Raw genomic sequence first — 18719 nt, 5'->3', positions numbered from 1 at the left:
TGAAGCACCTTGTTTCCGATGAAGAGAAGTGTGACGCGTGTAACGGGACGGGCTTTCCGGACGTGAAGCAACCGAGCGAGCCGGGACGGAAGATCTATCCGGAGCCGTGCAAGAAGTGCGGCGGCAAGGGGCGGATCAGGAAGGCCGCGTGGGGCAAATAGCCGGCGCCGAAGGCAATCAGTCTTGCAAGGCGGGTTAGGCGAAGCCGTAACCTGCCATCGCTCTCGTCGGGCTCGTCCGGCCAGACCCTTTTGATCCGCGTCGACTACGACGCTGTGCTCGGACAAATGATGTCGCGAGAATGCGGATGTATGACTCACAGCCGTGCAACAAACTCGATGTCGTCCCGGGCAAGCGCAGCGCGACCCGGGACCCATAACCACGAATGGCAGTTACTCGCGCTATGCTGGGGCCACAGCTCGTTTCGACGACTCAATCCTATGGTTATGGGTCCCTGCTTTCGCAGGGACGACGATGCGGTGAGGGATCATGCGCATGTCCATCACCGTCATCCTGAGGTGCGAGCCTTCCAGCGCGCTTGCGCCGCTGGGCGAGCCTCGAAGGATCGACGGCCACCAGCCGGGCCGTGCATCCTTCGAGGCTCGCTCCGCTCGCACCTCAGGATGACGGCTCTGATAGTCTTCGCAGGGACGACGACACGGCGAGAGTTGTGCCCTACGCCACCAGCGCAATCTTCGGCGCGGTCGCCAGCACCGACTGGTTGCGGCCGTTGGCTTTGGCGGCGTAGAGCGCCTTGTCGGTGGCTTCGATCAGGTCGGACCATTGCTGGCCTGCATTCGGGCGCATGCTGGCGACGCCGATGCTCACCGTAGTGATGACCTCGCCCTCGCACCATTGCTGCACCTTGGCGCGGATGGTCTCGGCCAGATTGAAGGCCTCGAACGGGGTGGTGCTGGGCAGCAGCACGGCAAATTCCTCGCCGCCGAAGCGCGCCGGGCAATCGCCGGCGCGGCGCACCGCATCCGAGATGCAGATCGCAATCCCGACCAGCACCTGGTCGCCGGCCTGGTGTCCATAGGTGTCGTTATAGGCCTTGAAATGATCGGCATCGATCATCAACAACGCGACCGGCTGGCCGTGCCGGCTCGCCCGGCGCCACTCGCGCTCGATCTCGGTGTCGAACTTGCGCCGGTTCTTCAGGCCGGTGAGGGCGTCGGTCGTCGCCAGCTCCTCAAGCTTGTCCTCGGCGTCGGCGCGGCGGACGATCTCGCGGGCCAGCACCAACGTCGCGCTGAGCACGAACAGGACCAGAAACGCCATGATCGCGCCGATCCGGATCGCCTCGGTACGCCAGAGGTTGAAAACGGCTTCGAGCGGCTTGCCGACCACGACGTAGAGCGGGCCCGAGCTGCTGCGCCTGACATAGAGCCGCGGCGTGTCGTCGACCGGACCCTTGCCGGAGTAGGCGCCGCCCCCCTTCAGATTCTCGGCCTTCCAGTCCAGTTGCTCCGCAAGGTTCTTGCCGATCACGTCGAGATCGAACGGCGTCCGCATGATGATGGTGCGGTCGTTGCGCAGCACGGTGATGGTATCGCCGGGCGCGAGGTTGAGCCGGCCGAACATATCGTGGAAATAGCTGAAGCGGATCGAGCCGACCACGACGCCGCGAAAGCGGCCGTCCTCGCCGACGATGCGCCGGCTCAGCACGATGGCGTAGGCGCCGCGATGCAGCATCGGCCGGCTGATATACAGCCCGGTGTCGGGGTGGTCGCGCTGGACCGTGAAATATTCCTCGTCGCTGCGGTTCTCCGGCCGCGGGTCGAGGCTCGCCGCGTCGATGGTCAGGTCGCCCTTGCTGTCGAACACCTGGATCGCGCCGAAATGCTTTGCGGTCGCGGCGTGATCGAACAGGATCAGCTGGCGCAGTTCCTTGCTGACATTGCGGATCTCCGGCATCTCAAGATTGCTGGCGACCGCGCGCAGCGACAAGTCATAGAGCTCGATGTTGCGGCTGATGTCGGCCTCGATGCCTGACGCAAAGTTCTCCAGGGTCTGGCGGGCCAGTTGCTCCTCGCCGCGGCGCATGTCGAACATCACGCCGGCGCATACAGCGGAGAAGCCGAGGACGGTCGCAACCGACGCGGCGATCTGCAGCTTGGCCGATAGCCGCCACCGCCGCCTTGCGTCGTTTCCCCGTCGAAATGGCATTTCCCGCTCCAAAGCTTGGTCATGCAACGGGAAATCTTGTTGTCGCCTTAAATGGCGACAGCGGCCGCCGAATGGGTTAACGGGTGGTTGCCGAAACCTGTTTTTTTGTCATCGAGGACGTTGTGAACGACTACGACGCGCTGCGGGATTATCTGAAGAAGCAGCATTTGCCCGAATTCGTGCTGACCTTCGAGGAGATCGAGGCGATCATCGATGCGGCGCTGCCGCGCGCCGCGCACCGGGCGTCGTGGTGGGAAACCCTGCGCAGCCCGCAGGAGAAGATGCCGCAGCGCGAAGCCTGTCTCGACGCCGGCTACATCGCCACGCGCCAGGCCGACGGCAAGAGCGTCAGGTTCAAGAAAATGTCCAATCGTCGTCCCGGCGAACGCCGGGACCCATAACCACAGGGCGTTGTTGTCACGAAGGCAACTGGCCCCAGCGCGTCATGGACGGGCCGCGGCGTATGGGTCCCGGCTCCCGTGCGCAGTTGCGCACGAGGCCGGGACGACAAGATCTAGCTCGCGGCTTCCAGCCGTTCCTCGGTGAGCAGCCGCGTGGCGGCGTCGGCGTCCATCGGCTCGCCGAAGGCAAAGCCCTGGGCGTATTCGCAGCCGAGCTGGTAGAGCTCGACGGCATCGGAATCCGTCTCGGCGCCTTCCGCGACCACCTCCATGCCGAGATCGTGCGCCAGCGCGATGATCGATTTCAGGATCACCGGGCGGGTGCCGCGGCTCGTGGTGCGGACGAAGGACTGGTCGATCTTGATGGTGTCGAACGGGAAGCGCTGCAAATAGGACAGCGAGGAGTGGCCGGTGCCGAAATCGTCGAGCGACAGCCCGGTGCCGAGCTCGCGGATCCGCGCCAGCATCTGGGCGGCGTGCTCCGGGTTCTCCATCACAAGCGATTCCGTTAGCTCCAGCTTCAGCGTGCCGCGCGCCACCGAGGAGCGCGACAGCACGGTGCGGATATCGTGGATCAGGTCGTGGCGCAGCAATTGCCGCGACGACACGTTGACCGACGCGAAGATCGGCTCGCGCGCCCGCATCGCGCGCTGCCACACTGCGAGCTGGCGCGCGGTCTGGTCCATCACGAACATGCCGAGGTCGACGATCAGGCCGGTCTCCTCGGCGACATTGATGAATTCCGACGGCGACATCCGGCCGAGCTTGGGATGGTCCCAGCGCACCAGCGCCTCGAAGCCCGCGATCGCGCGATCCTCGAGCCGCACGATCGGCTGGTACAGGATCGTGAGCTCCTGGCGCTCGATGGCGCGGCGCAGGTCGCTCTCGAGCGTCAGGCGGTCGGTCTTCCGCGCCCGCATCGCCGGCTTGTAGACGTCGATGCGGTCGCCGCCGATCCGCTTGGAGTGATACATCGCAAGCTCAGCGTCCTTGATGATCTCGTCCGAGAGCGGCGCGGCCGGATCGGACAGCGCAAGTCCGATCGAGGCGGTCAGGAAGATCTCGCGGTCGTTGAACGCGATCGGCGCGCGGATGGTCTTGCGGATGGTCTCGGCGAAATTGGTGATCCGCGCCGGGTCCTGCTCCGACAGCAGGATCAGGCCGAACTGGTCGCCGGCCATCCGCGCCAGCGTGTCCTGCGGCTTGAGGATGCGGGTCAGCCGCCGCGCCAGCGTCAGCAGGATGGAATCGCCGACCGCAATCCCGACGGAATCGTTGACCTGCTTGAAGCGGTCGAGGTCGATCACCATCAAGGTCGGCCGCAGGTTCGGCATGGTCTTGGCGAGGTTCGCCACCGCGCCGAGCCGGTCCATGAACAGCCGGCGGTTCGGCAGGCCGGTCAGATTGTCATGCACGGAGTCGTGCAGCATCCGCTCTTCGGAGTTCTTGAACTCGGTGACGTCGGTCAGCGTGCCGACCACGCGCGAGACCTCGCCGTCGGAGCCGACCACCGGCCGCGCCTTCAGCGCGAACCACATGAAGTGACCGTCGGGCGTGCGCAGCCGGAAATCCTGCACCAGGCGGCCGCGGCGCTGGTCGAGCACGCTGTCGAGCGCGGCGCGGAAGCGGTCCTGGTCGAGCGGGTGCAGTACTTCGAGCCATTTCGCGGCCGGGCCTTCCAGCGTGCCGCGCTTCAGGCCCAGCAAGGCTTCGGTCTCCGGGCTGGTGAACACCTTGTCGGCGGAGACGTCCCAGTCCCAGATCAGATCGCCGGAGCCGGTCAGCGCCAACGCGCGGCGCTCGACGTCGGAGACCACGCCGGTGGTGGCGCCGCCGCCGGCGAAGGCGTGCTGCATCACCGTAAATCCGATCAGCATCACGATCAGCACCAGGCCGCCGAGCAGCGCCGGGCCGACGATGTCGTTGGTGACGGAGCCCGCGACCGTCATGCCGGCTGCGACCACCCAGACCACCAGCAGGAACCAGGTCGGGATCAAGAGCACCGCGCGGTCGAAGCCGTGGGTCGAGAGATAGACGATCAGCGCGAAGCCGGCGAAGGCGATCATCACCAGCGACATCCGCGCGATGCCGGAGGCGACCGCGGGATCGAACAGCGCCAGCGCCACCAGCGAGCCGAGGAAGAGCAGCCAGCCGATCGTGATGTGCGAGTAGCGCACATGCCAGCGACTAAGATTCAAATAGGCGAACAGGAACACGAGCAATGTCGCCGCGAGGATCGCCTCGCCCGCCGCGCGCCAGACGCGCTCGGCGTTGTTCGACATGTCGAGCACCTTGCCCCAGAAGCCGAAATCGACGCCGATATAGACGAGCACCGCCCAGGCCAGCGCCGCGGCGGCCGGGAACATGATGCTGCCCTTGACCACAAACAAGATCGTGAGCACGAGCGCGAGCAGGCCCGAGATGCCGATCACGATGCCCTGGTACAGCGTGAACGAGTTGACCTTGTCCTTGTAAGCGTCGGGTTCCCACAGATAGAGCTGCGGCAGCTTGTCGGTGCGAAGTTCCGCGACATAGGTGACGACAGCGCCGGGATCGAGCGTGATGCGGAACACGTCGGCGGTCGGGCTCTCCTGCCGTTCGGGGCGATCGCCGACCGACGGCGTGATGGTGGCGATGCGCGACAGGCCGAGGTCGGGCCACAACAATCCGGACGACACGATGCGATAGTGCGGCGCGACAATCAGACGATCGAGCTGGTCGTCGGTGTTGTTGGCGAGCGCGAACACCACCCAGTTCTGGCCGCCTTCGCGGGCGCGAACCTCGATGCGGCGCACGATGCCGTCGGTTCCAGGTGCAGTGGAGACCTGGATGCGGTCGGTTTCACTGCGTTGATGGTCGAGAACCGCGGTTAGGTCGATCGCCGGCGCGTCGCTGCGCACGCTGACCGCGTCGATCGCGTACGCGTCAGGCGCAGCAGCAAACATCATGAGGCCCAGCGCGAGCAGCGCAAGGCACCTGATCAGACGCAATGTCAGTACTCCGCGATCGACAAACTGACCGGGCCCGGCGACCGGCCCGGCGGTGGCGCGATAAATGACACGAAAGCGAAGGGAATCAAAGGGTTTCCGCCCCCGCTTCCGTCGCGAGAGTTAAACGACCAACACAATTTTGCCAATATGTTCGCTGGTCTCCATGCGCCGGTGCGCGTCGGCGGCCTTTTCCAGCGAGAATGTGCTGTCCATCAGCGGTTTGACGCGGCCTTCGCGCAGCAAGGGCAGCACCTTTGCCTCGATTGCCGCGACCATCGCCGCCTTGTCCGCATTACTACGGGGGCGCAGGGTCGAGCCGGTGTGGTGGAGCCGCTTGACCATCAGCTTGGCAAAATTGGCTGACGCCTTCGGTGTTCCCGACAGGAACGCGATCTGGACGATGCGGCCCTCAACCGCGGCGGCGTCGTAGTTGCGGTCGATATAGTCGCCGCCCACCATGTCGAGGATGACGTTGGCGCCGGCGCCGCCGGTGGCTGTCTTCACGGCTTCGACGAAGTCGTCCGTCTTGTAATTGACCGCGTGATCGGCGCCGAGCTTGAGGCAGGCGTCGGCCTTGTCCTGCGAGCCGACGGTGACGATCACCTTGGCGCCGAACGCCTTGGCGAGCTGGATCGCCATCGTGCCGATGCCCGACGAGCCGCCATGGATCAGCAGCGTCTCGCCGGCCTTGAGCGCGCCGCGCTCGAACACATTGTGCCAGACCGTCATCAGCGTTTCCGGAATGGCGCCGGCTTCCTGAATCGTGAGCTGCGGCGGCACGGTCATCGCCTGCGCATCCTGCGCGATGCAATATTGCGCATAGCCGCCGCCGGCGACCAGCGACATCACCTTGTCGCCGATCTTGTGCGTCGCGCCTTCACCGAGCGCCACCACTTCGCCTGCGATCTCAAGGCCGGGCAGGTCGCTGGCGCCGGGCGGCGGCGGATAGGAGCCGGAGCGCTGCGCGACGTCGGGGCGATTGACGCCGGCGGCCGCGACCTTGACCAGGATCTCGCCGGCCTTCGGCACCGGCAGCGCGCGAGTTTCCGGCACCAGCACTTCGGGGCCACCAGGCTTGCTGATGGCAACGACGGTCATTTGCGCGGGCAGGTTTGGCATGGTTCGTTCCTGGTCAGTGAGGAGGATTGGCTTGTGGCATACCGCCTTTTGCTACGAAGCGAAACGCCCTTAAGCCCCGAACCGCGCCGTCAGATGACTGGCTCTTTCGGGGGTGATTTTCTCGACCAGCGGGCCGAGCCTTGCGATCGGCGTGCCGGCGCCTTGATCCAGCAGCGGGATGAGTGGGCCATTGGGCCAGGGGGGCACGGCATCGTCGTGGCCGAACGCGCGGAGCACGCGCTCCGACAGGCCTGGCACGATGCTCCACGCCAGCGTGGCGCAGAGCGCGACAAGATTGAGTCCGGTGCGGGTGATGACCGCCGCGCGAACGGAATCGGACTTGATGGCGGTCCATGGTGCTGAGTGTTGCAGGTATGCGTTCGCGGTGTCCCAGATCGCGCGCGTCGTTGCCGCTGCGGCACGAAACTCCAGTGCGGTGTGATGGCGGTGGAGCGCTGCGATGCGCTGCTCCAGATCGTGCGCAAGCTCTCGCTCGGCCTCACCGGGCGCGCCACCTTCCGGGATGCGGCCGTCGAAGCTGCGATGGGCAAAGCTGATGATGCGGTTGGCGAGATTGCCGAAGATGTCGGCGAGGTCCTTGTTCACGTCGGCAACGAATCTCGCGACGCCAAAATCGGTGTCGGCGCTTTCGGGCGCGTTGGCGATCAGCCACCAGCGCCAGAGATCGGCGGGCAATTGGTCCAGCGCCGCATCGGTGAAGATGCCGCGCTTTCTGCTGGTCGAGAACTTGCCGCCCTCGTAATTGAGCCAGTGGAATCCCTTGATGACATCGGCGGTCTTCCATGGCTCGGCGGAGCCGATCAATGTCGCCGGAAAGCTCACGGTGTGGAACGGGATGTTGTCCTTGCCGAGAAACTGGATATAGCTGACGTCGTCGGCCTGCCACCACCATTGCCGCCAGTCGCGATCAGGCGCGGCAGCGGCCCATTCCTGCGTCGCCGCGATGTAGCCGATCGGCGCATCGAACCAGACATAGAACACCTTGCCGTCAAAACCCTCGCGCGGGACCGCAATGCCCCAGGCGAGATCGCGCGTGATGCAGCGATCGCGCAGATCGGCGTTGAGCCAGCTCTTGGCGGTCGAGACCACGAAGGGCGGCCATCCGGTGCGGCTGTCGATCCATGCGCCGATTGTCTCGACCAGCTGCGATTGGCGCAGGAACAGATGATTGCTGTCGCGGATCTCAAGCGCGCGGTCGCCTGATAGCGCCGAGCGCGGATCAATGAGTTCTGGCGGGTCAAGCAGCGTGCCGCAATGGTCGCATTGATCGCCGCGTGCCGAAGGATCGCCGCAATGCGGGCAGGTGCCGAGCACGTAGCGATCGGGCAGGAAGCGCCGGTCGGCCGGCGACCACACCTGTCGCGACGTGCGCGCCTCGATCAACCCGGCTGCGTCGAGCCGGCGATAGAAGTGCTGGGTCAGCGCATGGTTTTGCGGCGCGCTGGTGCGGCCGAAATGATCGAAGGACAGACCAAAGCGCCGGTAGATGTAGGCCTGGACGGCGTGCTGCGCATCGCAGAACTCCCGGACATCCTGTCCGGCCTCGATGGCGCCGAGCTCGGCGGGCGTGCCGTGCTCGTCGGTGGCGCAGATGAAGAGCACGTCGCAGCCGGTCTGCCGCCGGAAGCGGGCATGGACGTCGGCGGGCAGCAGCGAGCCGATCAGATTGCCGAGATGCTTGACGCCGTTCACGTAAGGAAGCGCGCTGGTGATGAGAATTTTGGTCATGGGTTAAGGTCTTTCGCGTTTGCTGATGCCGACCCCCAAAGATCAAATCGGAAAAATCAAAAAGCCCTCCCGCATGATCGGAAGGGCTTGGGGTCGGCTCATGCCTGGCGCGTCGACGCGCGCTATCCCGTCCGGTCAGACTCCTTGCGGTCGGGCCGGGGCATTCGCGTCAGATGTTGCGCGCACACGAAAGTCACTGCAAAATTCTCCTCGGTTCGACATCTACCATTTCTGGACGCACGGCGCCAGATCATCATCGCGGGGAGGACACATGCCGATTGAGGATGAGGACCGTCCCAGGAAGAAGATCAGCCACGAGATCGGCCAGGATCTCTACCTGCTGTCGGTCGAGGATTTGACCGAACGCATCGCGCTGCTCACTGCCGAGGTCGATCGGTTGAAAGAGGCGATGACGAAGAAGCGCGCGTCGAAGGATGCCGCTGACGCGTTCTTCAAGTCGTAGCGCTGAGATTTCATTCGAAGCCGCCCTCAATCCGTCATGCTGAGGAGCGCGGAACGCGCGTCTCGAAGCATGCACGGCCCGAGCGGTGGCCGTCGATCCTTCGAGGCTCGCAAGCGCTCGCGCCTCAGGATGACGGAATACGCGTTCGCGCGACCCGTTGGCCCATCCGGGCTACACGCTGGCATGGTGCGGCCACCTGTCCCAAACTAGGTCAATGGCCGACATGGCAAACAAAGCCTGAAGAAATCCGCTCATTTACGGTCGGTTAAGCTTTCTCGATTATGACTGCATTGTCCTCGTTTGGACACCGAGTGGCTCCTGTCCACTCTGTTTGACGCCTCCCTGTTATCAACTTCAAAAGCCGCCGGAAACGGCGGCTCTTTTTTGTGCGTCCGATCCGCCGGAAACCATAAATCGGGTTGCGGCTGGACTCTTCGCCGCGCCCGCGCAATGATTTGTTCATCATAAGCTGGCGCGTCAGATGCCAGCGGGCGTTACGTGGTGTGAGGGCGTTAACCATGGCCGATCGTTCCCAGAGCGAAGCCGGGCTCGTGCTGTTCAGTGAACGGCTGACCAATTCTGCGGCATTTGGCGTGCTGTTCCGGGAAGGCATGGACCTGGTCGAGCAGACCGCCGCCTATCTCGACGGCGACGGGCGTGCCGAAGCCAAGGCGCTCGAACGTTCGGTCAGCCTGACCTATGCCACCGAAAGCATGCGCCTGACCACGCGGCTGATGCAGCTCGCGTCCTGGCTGCTGCTGCATCGCGCGGTCAAGGAAGGCGAGATGACGCTGACCCAGGCCAATCGCGAGAAGACCAAGGTGAAGCTGTCGGCCGCCGATCCCGGCCCCGCCGACATGGTGACGAAACTGCCGGAGCAATTGCAGCAGCTGATCGCCCGCTCGATGGATCTGCAGACGCGGGTGCGCCGGCTCGACACCACGATCCATGCGCCGGCGCCGGATCGTTCGACGATCGGCAACCCGCTGGTGCCGCAGCTCAACCGCCTCAAGGCCGCCTTCGAGCAGTAAATCGACGCGCGGCGCGGTTCGGGCCGCGTCCTCATGAATCAGCTCGGGCGCGCACCTTGCCCCAACCGTGGCTCGGTCCCGGCGAGCAGCCGCTGAATGTTGGCCCGGTGGCGCGCAATCACGTAGATGGCGCCTGCGATCACCAGCAACCGATAGGGCAACGGCTGCTCCAGCGTGCAGACGAGGGCGACCGCAGTCAACGCTGCCAGCATCGAGCTGAGTGAAACGATCCGAGAGACAGCCAGCACGGCGAGGAACACCGTCGCGGCTCCGAAACCAACTGGCCAGGACAGCGCCAGCAATACGCCGAGCCCGGTCGCCGCGGATTTGCCGCCCGTAAAGTTCAACCAGATCGAACGGCCGTGTCCGAGCAATACGGCAAGTCCGGCCAGGCAAACAGCCCAAGGTGTCCAGCTCTCAAGGTCAAGCGCAGCCGGCGGCGTGACGGTCGCGAGCCAGGGATAGAACCAGCGGGCAAACACGATCGCTGCCGCACCCTTCAGCACATCGACCAGCAGAACCACCAGCGCAGGCCATGGCCCCAGGGTGCGCAACACGTTCGTTGCCCCCGTGGATTTCGAGCCATGCTCCCGAATGTCGATGCCCTTGAGCAGCTTCCCCGCCAGATAGCCTGATGGCGTCGCCCCGAACAGATAGGCGATCGCCAGTCCAGCCACGCTCGCACTCCAGAACATCATGGCAGTCACCTCGACGCTTTCATTTCAAGCGAACCTGATCTGGTTGTCTACGTCTTCCGCGATCCATGATTCCGCGCAGACGGATCGCGGCCACCTCCAGTTCTTCCGGCGCAAATCCGCCGAAGCCGAGCATCAGGCCGGGCCGTGCGGCCAGCGCGTACATCGGCGAGATCGGCCGCACGACGATGCCATCGGCGAGGGCAGCCTTCGCCAATTGCACATCATCGGTGCCCTTCGGCAACCACAGCAGCAGGTGCATGCCCTGGTCGCTCGGCTGCAGCGTGACGTCATCAGGCATGTGACGTTCGAGCGCCGCGATCAGTGTCGCACGCCGTGCGGCATAGACGCCGCGGATGCGCCGGATATGCGCTTCGAACAGCCCCTCGCGCATGTAAGCCGCCAGCACGTGCTGGTCGGCGGTCGGCGAATGCCGGTCGAGCAGCGCCCGCGCGCCGGCGAAGGCATCGATCAGCGGCAGGGGCGCCACCACGTAGCCGAGCCGCAGCGAAGGAAACAGCACCTTGCTCAGCGTGCCCAGATAGATCACCCGCGACGGGGCGAGGCCTTGCATCGACGGGAAAGGATGACCCGCATAGCGCAGTTCGCTGTCATAATCGTCCTCGACGATCCAGGCCTCGCGGCGCGCGGCCCATGCCACCAGCGCGTTGCGGCGGGCCATGCTCATCGGCATGCCGATCGGATATTGATGCGACGGCGTCACGAAGGCCGCGCGCGCATTCGGACACGCGGCGATCGCGGCATCGACGTCGATGCCTTGCGCATCGACACCCACGCGCGTGGTGACGAGATCGAGATCGTCGAGCACGGCCGTCATGCCGGGATAGGCGGGATCCTCGGCCCACACGCGATCACCCGACGTCAGCAGCACGCGGCCGGCGAGATAGAGGCCCTGTTGCGTGCCGGCCGTGATCACGACCTGCTCGGGCGCGCAATGCACCGCGCGGGATTTGCGCACGTAGTCGGCGATCGCCTGCCGCAACTCCATCAGCCCGCGCGGATCGCCGTAGCTTGCCGGCGCTGCCGCGCGCGATGCGCGGACGCGGTTGCCGAGGCGCCGCCAATTCTGGTCGGGGGCGACGGCGCCGCCCGGGACTGCGATCGCAAACGGCGCCTCCGGCATCGGCGTGAAGGCAGCCGCAACCTTGGCAAGCCGGATCGCGCGTGGCGGCAAGTGGATCGGCGCGGTCTTGTTCGAACTGCGGTTGACCGGAGGGCGGACGGGCCGTGCCTGTTCGGCAAGCGTCGGCGCGACGCTTGTGCCGGCACCGACATGCGACACCAGATAGCCCTCGGCCTGCAATTGCTCGAAGGCTTCCATGACCGTGCCGCGGGCAACGCCGAGCGAAGCCGACAGCGCGCGGGTCGAGGGCAGAAATTCACCGGCCTTCAATTCGCCGTTGGCGATGGCGGCGCGCAGAGCCTGCGCGATCTGCCGACCAACCTGTCCGGCGGTGCGGTCGACCGCCCGGAGCGGAGGGATGCTGATCGTGGTACGCAGGCGGGGCATAGTGGACCACTCAGTATGATCGAAAGTGGCTCTTATCATAGGCCACTTCGGCGCTATTGTGCGAGCAACAATTGATGAGGTCTCCCAGAGGTCTGCCATGTACCTGCCGCCGCATTTCAAGATGGATGAGCTCGGCCCGATCCACGCCGCGATGCGGGCCTCAAAGCTCGCGACGCTGGTCACCGTAACCGCCGACGGGCTGATCGGAACGCCGCTGCCGCTGATCCTCGATGCAGACGAGGGCGACTACGGCACGCTGTACGGCCATGTCGCGCGGCCCAATCCGCAGTGGAAGCTGCCTGCGGTCGGCGAGGCGATGGCGATCTTCACCGGGCCCGACGCCTATGTGACGCCGTCCTGGTATGTGACCAAGGCCGAGCACGGCAGGGTGGTGCCGACCTGGAATTACCTCGCCGTGCACGCCTACGGCGCGGCCGAATTCTTCGAGGATGCGGACCGCCTGCTCGATGTCGTCACGCGGCTGACCCGGTTGCACGAGAGCACGCGCAAGGAGGCCTGGCAGGTCAGCGATGCGCCTGATGATTTCATCAAGGCGCAGCTGCGCGGTATCGTCGGCTTCCGGATGCCGATCACGCGGATCGACGCCAAGAAGAAGATGAGTCAGAACCGCAAGCTCGAGGATCGCGCCGGTGTCATCGCGGGTCTTGATGCCCGCGACAATCCTGCTGACCGCGAGGTCGCGGCGATGATCCCGGCGAACTGAAACGAAAGCTCGCGATGGAATTGTACCTCGCGTTTGCGATCACGACTGCGACCTTCGCCCTGATCCCGGGGCCGGCCATGCTGTACGCCGCGGCCCGCACCTTGGCGGGCGGCCGGCGCGCCGGGCTGCTGGCCTCGCTCGGCCTGCATCTCGGCGGCTATGTCCATGTCGTCGCCGCGGCGGCCGGCCTCGCGCTGCTGTTTCACGCGGTGCCGCCGCTGTTCGTGGCGATGAAGCTGGCCGGAGCGGCCTATCTGGTCTGGCTCGGCCTGTCGCTGTTCCGCGATCGCGACAATACCAAGCGTCCCGAGCTTGCGCCGCTCTCCGCCGAGCGCGCCTTCGCGCAAAGCATCATCGTCGAGGTTTTGAATCCGAAGACCGCGATCTTCTTCCTGGCATTCCTGCCGCAGTTCGTCGATGCGTCCGCAAGCCTGCCGGTCTGGGCTCAGCTGTTTCTGCTCGGCACCATCGTCAATCTGACGTTCTCGGCGGTCGACATCGTCTGCGTGTTTTTCGCCAGCGCCGTGATGTCGAAGCTGCAGCGCTCGCAGAGGTCGCAGCGGATCATGCAGCGGATCGGCGGCAGCATCCTGGTCGGGCTCGGCGCACGGCTCGCGTTCCAGGACCGCTAGGTCAGCCCTCAAGACAAGGTCGCGGCAAGAGCAATCAAGGCGACAAAGACACCAAGTGGCGCAAGGTGCGAAAGATCGCGGTGGCGTAGAACGGTCATAACTGCAGCAGCGATGATTACCGCCCCAAGCGCCAGGCCAATACTGCGACTGGCGGGAAGCGCAATCAGAACGGCGCTCATGATCTCCAGTCCACCAGTAAAAAGGCTCCACCAGCGCGGGTAGCCCCACCGCGCGAAATCACTTTGCGTCCCGGGCGTGCCGATCGCGTTGAAGAGGCCTGCGCCAAAGAATCCGGCGACGAGGAGCCAGATTGGAAGAGCATGCACCATCTCAGGCCGCACCAATCACCATGGGGATGGCTGCCAGGACCATAAACACCGCCGTGAGGCCGTGCATGCCGAAGGCGCTTTTGGTGGAGCCTTTCGCCGCGAGAATGAGCAGCATGTCGCCCACGGGGATGATTGCTTCAACAAGCAGGATGATGCCGACCCCGCGCGGGGCGCCCCACGCCATGAACGCCAGTACGGCCAATCCCGATGCAATGTCGCGCACCCCCTTGAGGCGAAGCCACCAAACGATGTTGGTGCCGTTTTCAGGAAGCGGCAGGCCGAAACTGCGCGTCGCGGTCGTTGGGTTCACGACATATAGGGTGCCGATCACGATAATCGCGACAGCCACGAGCGATGCCATTCCGAGCGCAAGCCAATGCATCACATTGTCCTATTCTAGCCAAAGAAGGTAACCTAGCGTTGCTAGCTTGATAATCTAGCATTGCTAGATTATCAAGCATCGGCGTGATCACGAATATGTGGGCCTTCCGGATCTGGGAGATTGAGGATTGGGTATTGCCGAGCGGAAAGGGAGGGGTCGGGCTGAGCGCGAGCATCGCATTGTCGCTGCAGCGCGCGTGATCGCAGAGCGCGAAGGATGGGATGCCGTCACAGTCCGCCGCCTGGCCGAAGAGATCGAATATAGCCAGCCAGTCCTCTATTCGCATTTCGAGAACAGGGATGCGATTGTTGCGGCAGTTGCAGTCGAGGGTTTTAAGGAGCTCACAGTCGCGCTTCGGGAAGCGGCAAGCGGATCGACCAGAGGACGAAATGCGCTCAAGGATGTCGCGATCGCCTATCTCGCCTTTGCGCTACGTCATCCTGCACTCTACGAGGCGATGTTCATCCTTCCGACGGATTTGCGGTTCGCCGAAGCTGGAACCAGACCGGAACTAAGGGCCGGTTTCGAAGCCCTTGCGGCAGTTGTGGCGCCGTTTTGCGTCGATGTAGCTGGCGTCACCGAGACGTTTTGGGCAGCCCTTCATGGGCTCGCTGCACTCGAACGTTCAGGCCGAATAAGGCCCAGCGCGCACGGCGAACGCATCGCACTTGTCGTTCGGGCGATCGTAGCTTCCGGAAATAGCTCGCCTGGCAGGTTTGGCGCATCGACCTCCACCGCCCGGAGCTGAGTTTCAGGTTTCTCCTATCGAGGATCTCGACCCGCGCACCTCTCGCATGCACTGCGCTCGCCGGAACATTTTGAGCGCGCGCTGGTGTCGGTCTCGCATGCGTCATGCGATCTGCTCGCAACGGCAAGCCTGATGCGGCGGGTGCGACAAAACAGCCCGACGGGCAACTCAGCAAAACGCGTCAAGCTCCCTTCGCAAAAATATTTCGCTTTATCAGAAATGCAACTCGGTGTATGGTTCGCCCGTCTCACCCGATCGAGGGGCGCTGCGCATCGTCACGGGTGTTGCGGTGAGATGCGGTGGACGCCGAGCGTGGCACTGACGAGAACACGCAAGGCGGACGGTGAAGTCGTGTGGTCCTGACGCCCTAGCGGCCGGTGTCCCCTCGCGAAACGCGAAGCGTTTTGCGAAGGCGGTGACAAGTAAGCCCAGTCTCGCCGGGGAGAGCGCGTATAAGCCGTAACCCATCGCGCAGGGAAAGCCGGGATGTTTCCGGTTACACCTGTGGTCCTACCTCCCGTGCTTTTTGTTGCACGGGACCCATGGGTGCGATCGGCACCCGGCTTTCCCTGCGCCCTCTTCGAGGAGAGGGCGGATAGAAATGCAAAGCTCGGGCAAATTATGTCGCGAGAATGCGGATGTATGATCCACAAGTGGCGCAAAAAACTCAGTGTCGTCCCGGCGAAGGCCGGGACCTATAACCACCGACGGTGATTGTTGCGCGACGCTGGGGCCACAGCTTTCCTCACCAACCCAATCCTGTGGTTATGGGTCCCGGCCTTCGCCGGGACGACGGTGGTGTGTGTAGAGGCGGTCCTGTGACAAACGCGATGCTGCGTCCCCACTCGCATCTGTCATCGCCCGGCTCGACCGGGCGATCCAGTACGCCGCGGCCTCTCGGCTCAAACACGGACGCCTCTGGAATACTGGATCACCCGCATGCGCGGGTGATGACGCCGTGAATGGAATTGGGCCTTGCGCGCAATGACGAACGTTCCGCCGGTCTCCCAACATGCCCATATTGACTCTCTCGCCAATAGTTATAAAACATAACTATTCTGAACAGGAAGCAATAACGCCATGGGAAACGCTGCCGACGCGGGTGACGCCTCGCTGCTCAAGATCGAGACGCGGGGCGCGGTGCTGACCGTCGGGCTCAACCGGCCCGCCAAGCGCAATGCGCTGAACGACGGCATCATCCTGGCGCTGCGGGACTGCTTTTCGGCGATTCCCGATGACGTCGGCGCGGTCGTCATCCATGGCGTCGGCGATCACTTTTCGTCTGGCCTCGATCTCTCCGAACTGACCGAGCGTGACGCCACCGAGGGCCTGGTGCATTCCCAGATGTGGCACCGCGTGTTCGACCGCATCCAGTATTGCCGCGTGCCTGTGATCGCGGCGCTGAAGGGGGCGGTGATCGGCGGCGGGCTGGAGCTCGCCTGCGCGGCGCATATCCGCGTCGCAGAGCCGTCGGCCTATTTCGCGCTGCCCGAGGGCCAGCGCGGCATCTTCGTCGGCGGCGGCGGATCGGTGCGGCTGCCGCGCCTGATCGGCGTGCCGCGAATGGCGGACATGATGCTGACCGGCCGGGTCTATTCCGCGACCGAGGGCGCAGCCTACGGCTTCTCGCAATATCTCACTGAGGCCGACGACGCGCTGCCGAAAGCGCTGGAGCTTGCCGAGCGCGTCGCTGCCAACGCGCCGCTGACCAACTTCGCCGTGTTGCAGGCGCTGCCGATGATCGCCGAGGCCAATCCGCAGACCGGCCTATTAATGGAATCGCTGATGGCGACAGTGGCGCAGAGCGACAAGGAAGCCAAAAAGCGCATCCGCGCCTTCCTGGACCGCAAGACCGCCAAGGTGAAGCCGACATGAGCGTCACGCCGTCCGTATCAGCCGCGAGCGCGCATCCGCTGCGCCCGATCTCGTTCGGCAACCCCGACGTCAGCGTCGAGCGCCGCGACGACGGCACGATCTATCTTCGCCCGAAGATCGGTCTTACCGATTATCCCGCTCGTCTCACCGATCGCCTGCATCACTGGGCGGCCGCCGAGCCGAACCGCGTGTTCATGGCCGAACGCGCCGGCAGTGGTTGGAGGCAGATCACTTACGCGCAATTGCTGGAGACGACCCGGCGCATCGCCTCCGCGCTGATCGCGCGCGGGTTGTCGGCCGAGCGGCCGGTCGTGATCCTGTCCGGCAATTCGATTGATCATGCGCTGATCGCGCTCGGCGCGCTCTATGCCGGCATTCCGTTCTGCCCGGTGTCGCCGGCCTATTCGCTGGTGTCGCGCGACTACGGCAAACTCAGCTTTGTGATCAAGCTTCTGACGCCGGGCCTTGTCTTTGTCGACGACGCCGGCAAATTTGCCGATGCGCTGCGCGTCAATGTCGCGCCGGATGTCGAGATCGCGGCCAGCCGCGGAACGGTGCCCGGCCGCGAGGTGACCCGGCTCGCCGATCTCATGGCGACGCCGGAAGATCCGCACCTCGACGCGACCCATGGGGGAATCGGGCCGGACACGATCGCGAAATTCCTGCTGACGTCGGGTTCGACCGGTAACCCCAAGGCCGTGATCAACACCCAGCGCATGATCTGCGCTAACCAGGTGATGCTGCGCGAGACGCTGGCGTTCCTGAAGGACGAGCCGCCTGTGATCGTCGACTGGCTGCCGTGGAATCACACCTTCGGCGGCAACCACAATGTCGGGCTGACGCTCTTCAATGGCGGCTCGATGTATCTCGACGAGGGCAAGCCGATGCCCGGCGGCATCGAGGAGACCGTGCGAAATCTGCGCGAGATCTCGCCGACGGTCTATTTCAACGTGCCGAAGGGCTATGAATCGCTGCTGCCCTATCTGCGCGACGACGCCGGCCTGCGGGCGAAATTCTTCGCCCGGCTGCATGCGATGTTCTTCTCGGGCGCCGCGCTGTCGCCGTTCATCTGGAACAGCCTCGATGCGCTCGCCGTGCAGGAGAAGGGCTATCGCGTTCCGATGCTGACAGGGCTCGGCGCCACGGAGACCTCGCCGTTCTTCATGTCGGTGCGTCCCGATACCAGCCGTTCCGGCCATGTCGGCCTTCCGGTGTTGGGCAATGACGCGAAGCTGGTGCCGAACAACGGCAAGCTCGAGGTGCGTGCCAAAGGTCCGAACGTGACGCCGGGCTACTGGCGTCAGCCCGAGCTCACCGCCAAGGCATTCGACGAGGAAGGCTTCTACAAGTTCGGCGATGCGCTGAAGCCCGCCAACGCGAGCGATCTCGCTGCCGGTTTTGATTTCGATGGCCGCATCGCCGAGGATTTCAAGCTGGCGAGCGGCACCTGGGTCAGCGTCGGTCCGTTGCGGGCGCGCTTTGTCGGCACCTGTGCGCCGCTGGTGCGCGACGTCGTGATCGCGGGGCTCAACCGCGACGAACTCGCGGCGATCGTGATCCTCGATCTCGACGGCTGCCGCCTGATCAATCCAGAGCTTGTCGCGGGCGACATCGCGGCCGCGGCCAATGATCCGCTGGTGCGGGCTGCCTTCCGCGAACGCTTCGCGCGCGTGCTTGCCGGCGCTACCGGCTCGTCGAACCGGATCGCGCGGGCGATCCTGCTGGATACGCCGCTGTCGATCGATCGCGGCGAGGTCACCGACAAGGGCTCGATCAACCAGCGCGCGGTGCTGGAGCATCGCACTGACACCATCGAAGCGCTCTATGCGCCGGTGCCGCAGGCATCGGTGATCACGTCAGTCTGAAATTTGAAGAGGAGAA

Annotated in this window: 16 protein-coding genes; 8 read left to right on the top strand and 8 right to left on the bottom strand. The window is 64.5% G+C overall.

Annotated elements, in window-relative coordinates; genetic code table 11:
• Positions 1–675 precede the first annotated feature (675 nt).
• The gene (locus HAP54_RS06125; protein WP_166299095.1) at positions 676–2169 is read right to left on the bottom strand and encodes a sensor domain-containing diguanylate cyclase; all 1494 of its coding nucleotides are present in this window, start codon (positions 2167–2169) and stop codon (positions 676–678) included.
• A gap of 122 nt (positions 2170–2291) precedes the next feature.
• On the opposite strand from HAP54_RS06125, the gene HAP54_RS06120 reads away from it, so the two are divergent.
• A complete protein-coding gene (locus HAP54_RS06120) occupies positions 2292–2570 on the top strand; it encodes a DUF7662 domain-containing protein (protein WP_165129260.1) in 279 nt (92 codons plus the stop codon).
• Positions 2571–2683: 113 nt separating this feature from the next.
• On the opposite strand, the gene HAP54_RS06115 is transcribed toward HAP54_RS06120, so the two are convergent.
• The 3 genes from HAP54_RS06115 to metG form a co-directional block, all read right to left on the bottom strand.
• On the bottom strand, positions 2684–5560 hold the full coding sequence (locus HAP54_RS06115) for an EAL domain-containing protein (RefSeq protein WP_029079800.1): 2877 nt from the start codon (positions 5558–5560) through the stop codon (positions 2684–2686).
• Between the two features lie 120 nt (positions 5561–5680).
• Positions 5681–6679, bottom strand: coding sequence for an NAD(P)H-quinone oxidoreductase (locus HAP54_RS06110; protein ID WP_166299094.1), 999 nt, complete (start codon positions 6677–6679; stop codon positions 5681–5683).
• A 69-nt stretch (positions 6680–6748) separates the two neighbouring features.
• Positions 6749–8428 (bottom strand): methionine--tRNA ligase, encoded by a 1680-nt coding sequence (gene metG, locus HAP54_RS06105; RefSeq protein ID WP_166299093.1) that lies wholly within the window; start codon positions 8426–8428, stop codon positions 6749–6751.
• A gap of 271 nt (positions 8429–8699) precedes the next feature.
• Here metG and HAP54_RS06100 point away from each other — a divergent pair, with 271 nt between their 5' ends.
• Positions 8700–8891 carry a DUF1192 domain-containing protein gene (locus HAP54_RS06100; RefSeq protein ID WP_166299092.1) on the top strand — a complete coding sequence of 64 codons (192 nt, stop codon included), beginning with the start codon at positions 8700–8702 and terminating at the stop codon, positions 8889–8891.
• 518 nt (positions 8892–9409) lie between these two features.
• Positions 9410–9922 carry a DUF1465 family protein gene (locus HAP54_RS06095; protein WP_166299091.1) on the top strand — a complete coding sequence of 171 codons (513 nt, stop codon included), beginning with the start codon at positions 9410–9412 and terminating at the stop codon, positions 9920–9922.
• A gap of 38 nt (positions 9923–9960) precedes the next feature.
• Here the strand turns inward: HAP54_RS06095 and plsY are convergent, their stop codons facing one another.
• Together plsY and HAP54_RS06085 are read right to left on the bottom strand one after the other, a co-directional pair.
• Positions 9961–10620: a glycerol-3-phosphate 1-O-acyltransferase PlsY gene (plsY, locus tag HAP54_RS06090; RefSeq protein ID WP_166299090.1), complete on the bottom strand. Its 660-nt coding sequence runs from the start codon at positions 10618–10620 to the stop codon at positions 9961–9963.
• 19 nt (positions 10621–10639) lie between these two features.
• A complete protein-coding gene (locus HAP54_RS06085) occupies positions 10640–12148 on the bottom strand; it encodes a PLP-dependent aminotransferase family protein (protein ID WP_166299089.1) in 1509 nt (502 codons plus the stop codon).
• Positions 12149–12245: 97 nt separating this feature from the next.
• Here HAP54_RS06085 and HAP54_RS06080 point away from each other — a divergent pair, with 97 nt between their 5' ends.
• Together HAP54_RS06080 and HAP54_RS06075 are read left to right on the top strand one after the other, a co-directional pair.
• Complete coding sequence (locus HAP54_RS06080; RefSeq protein WP_166299088.1) at positions 12246–12872, top strand: FMN-binding negative transcriptional regulator; 627 nt, start codon at positions 12246–12248, stop codon at positions 12870–12872.
• A 14-nt stretch (positions 12873–12886) separates the two neighbouring features.
• Complete coding sequence (locus HAP54_RS06075) at positions 12887–13504, top strand: LysE family translocator (protein WP_166299087.1); 618 nt, start codon at positions 12887–12889, stop codon at positions 13502–13504.
• Between the two features lie 8 nt (positions 13505–13512).
• On the opposite strand, the gene HAP54_RS06070 is transcribed toward HAP54_RS06075, so the two are convergent.
• Both HAP54_RS06070 and HAP54_RS06065 read right to left on the bottom strand, forming a co-directional pair.
• The gene (locus HAP54_RS06070) at positions 13513–13833 is read right to left on the bottom strand and encodes a DoxX family protein (protein ID WP_166299086.1); all 321 of its coding nucleotides are present in this window, start codon (positions 13831–13833) and stop codon (positions 13513–13515) included.
• Position 13834: 1 nt separating this feature from the next.
• Positions 13835–14215, bottom strand: coding sequence for a DUF4267 domain-containing protein (locus tag HAP54_RS06065; RefSeq protein ID WP_166299085.1), 381 nt, complete (start codon positions 14213–14215; stop codon positions 13835–13837).
• Between the two features lie 127 nt (positions 14216–14342).
• Here HAP54_RS06065 and HAP54_RS06060 point away from each other — a divergent pair, with 127 nt between their 5' ends.
• The 3 genes from HAP54_RS06060 to HAP54_RS06050 all read left to right on the top strand — a co-directional run bounded on the left by HAP54_RS06060 (position 14343) and on the right by HAP54_RS06050 (position 18703).
• Positions 14343–14963 carry a TetR/AcrR family transcriptional regulator gene (locus HAP54_RS06060; protein WP_166299084.1) on the top strand — a complete coding sequence of 207 codons (621 nt, stop codon included), beginning with the start codon at positions 14343–14345 and terminating at the stop codon, positions 14961–14963.
• 1080 nt (positions 14964–16043) lie between these two features.
• A complete protein-coding gene (locus HAP54_RS06055; protein ID WP_166299083.1) occupies positions 16044–16838 on the top strand; it encodes a crotonase/enoyl-CoA hydratase family protein in 795 nt (264 codons plus the stop codon).
• The gene (locus tag HAP54_RS06050) at positions 16835–18703 is read left to right on the top strand and encodes a feruloyl-CoA synthase (RefSeq protein ID WP_166299082.1); all 1869 of its coding nucleotides are present in this window, start codon (positions 16835–16837) and stop codon (positions 18701–18703) included. The genes HAP54_RS06055 and HAP54_RS06050 overlap by 4 nt, the downstream gene beginning before the upstream one ends.
• The last annotated feature ends 16 nt before the right edge of the window (positions 18704–18719 follow it).

The sequence above is a fragment of the Bradyrhizobium sp. 2S1 genome (assembly GCF_011516625.5).
GTDB lineage: Bacteria > Pseudomonadota > Alphaproteobacteria > Rhizobiales > Xanthobacteraceae > Bradyrhizobium > Bradyrhizobium septentrionale.
Note: the sequence above shows the minus strand (reverse complement) of the source record. Positions and strands in the feature narration are given on the sequence as shown.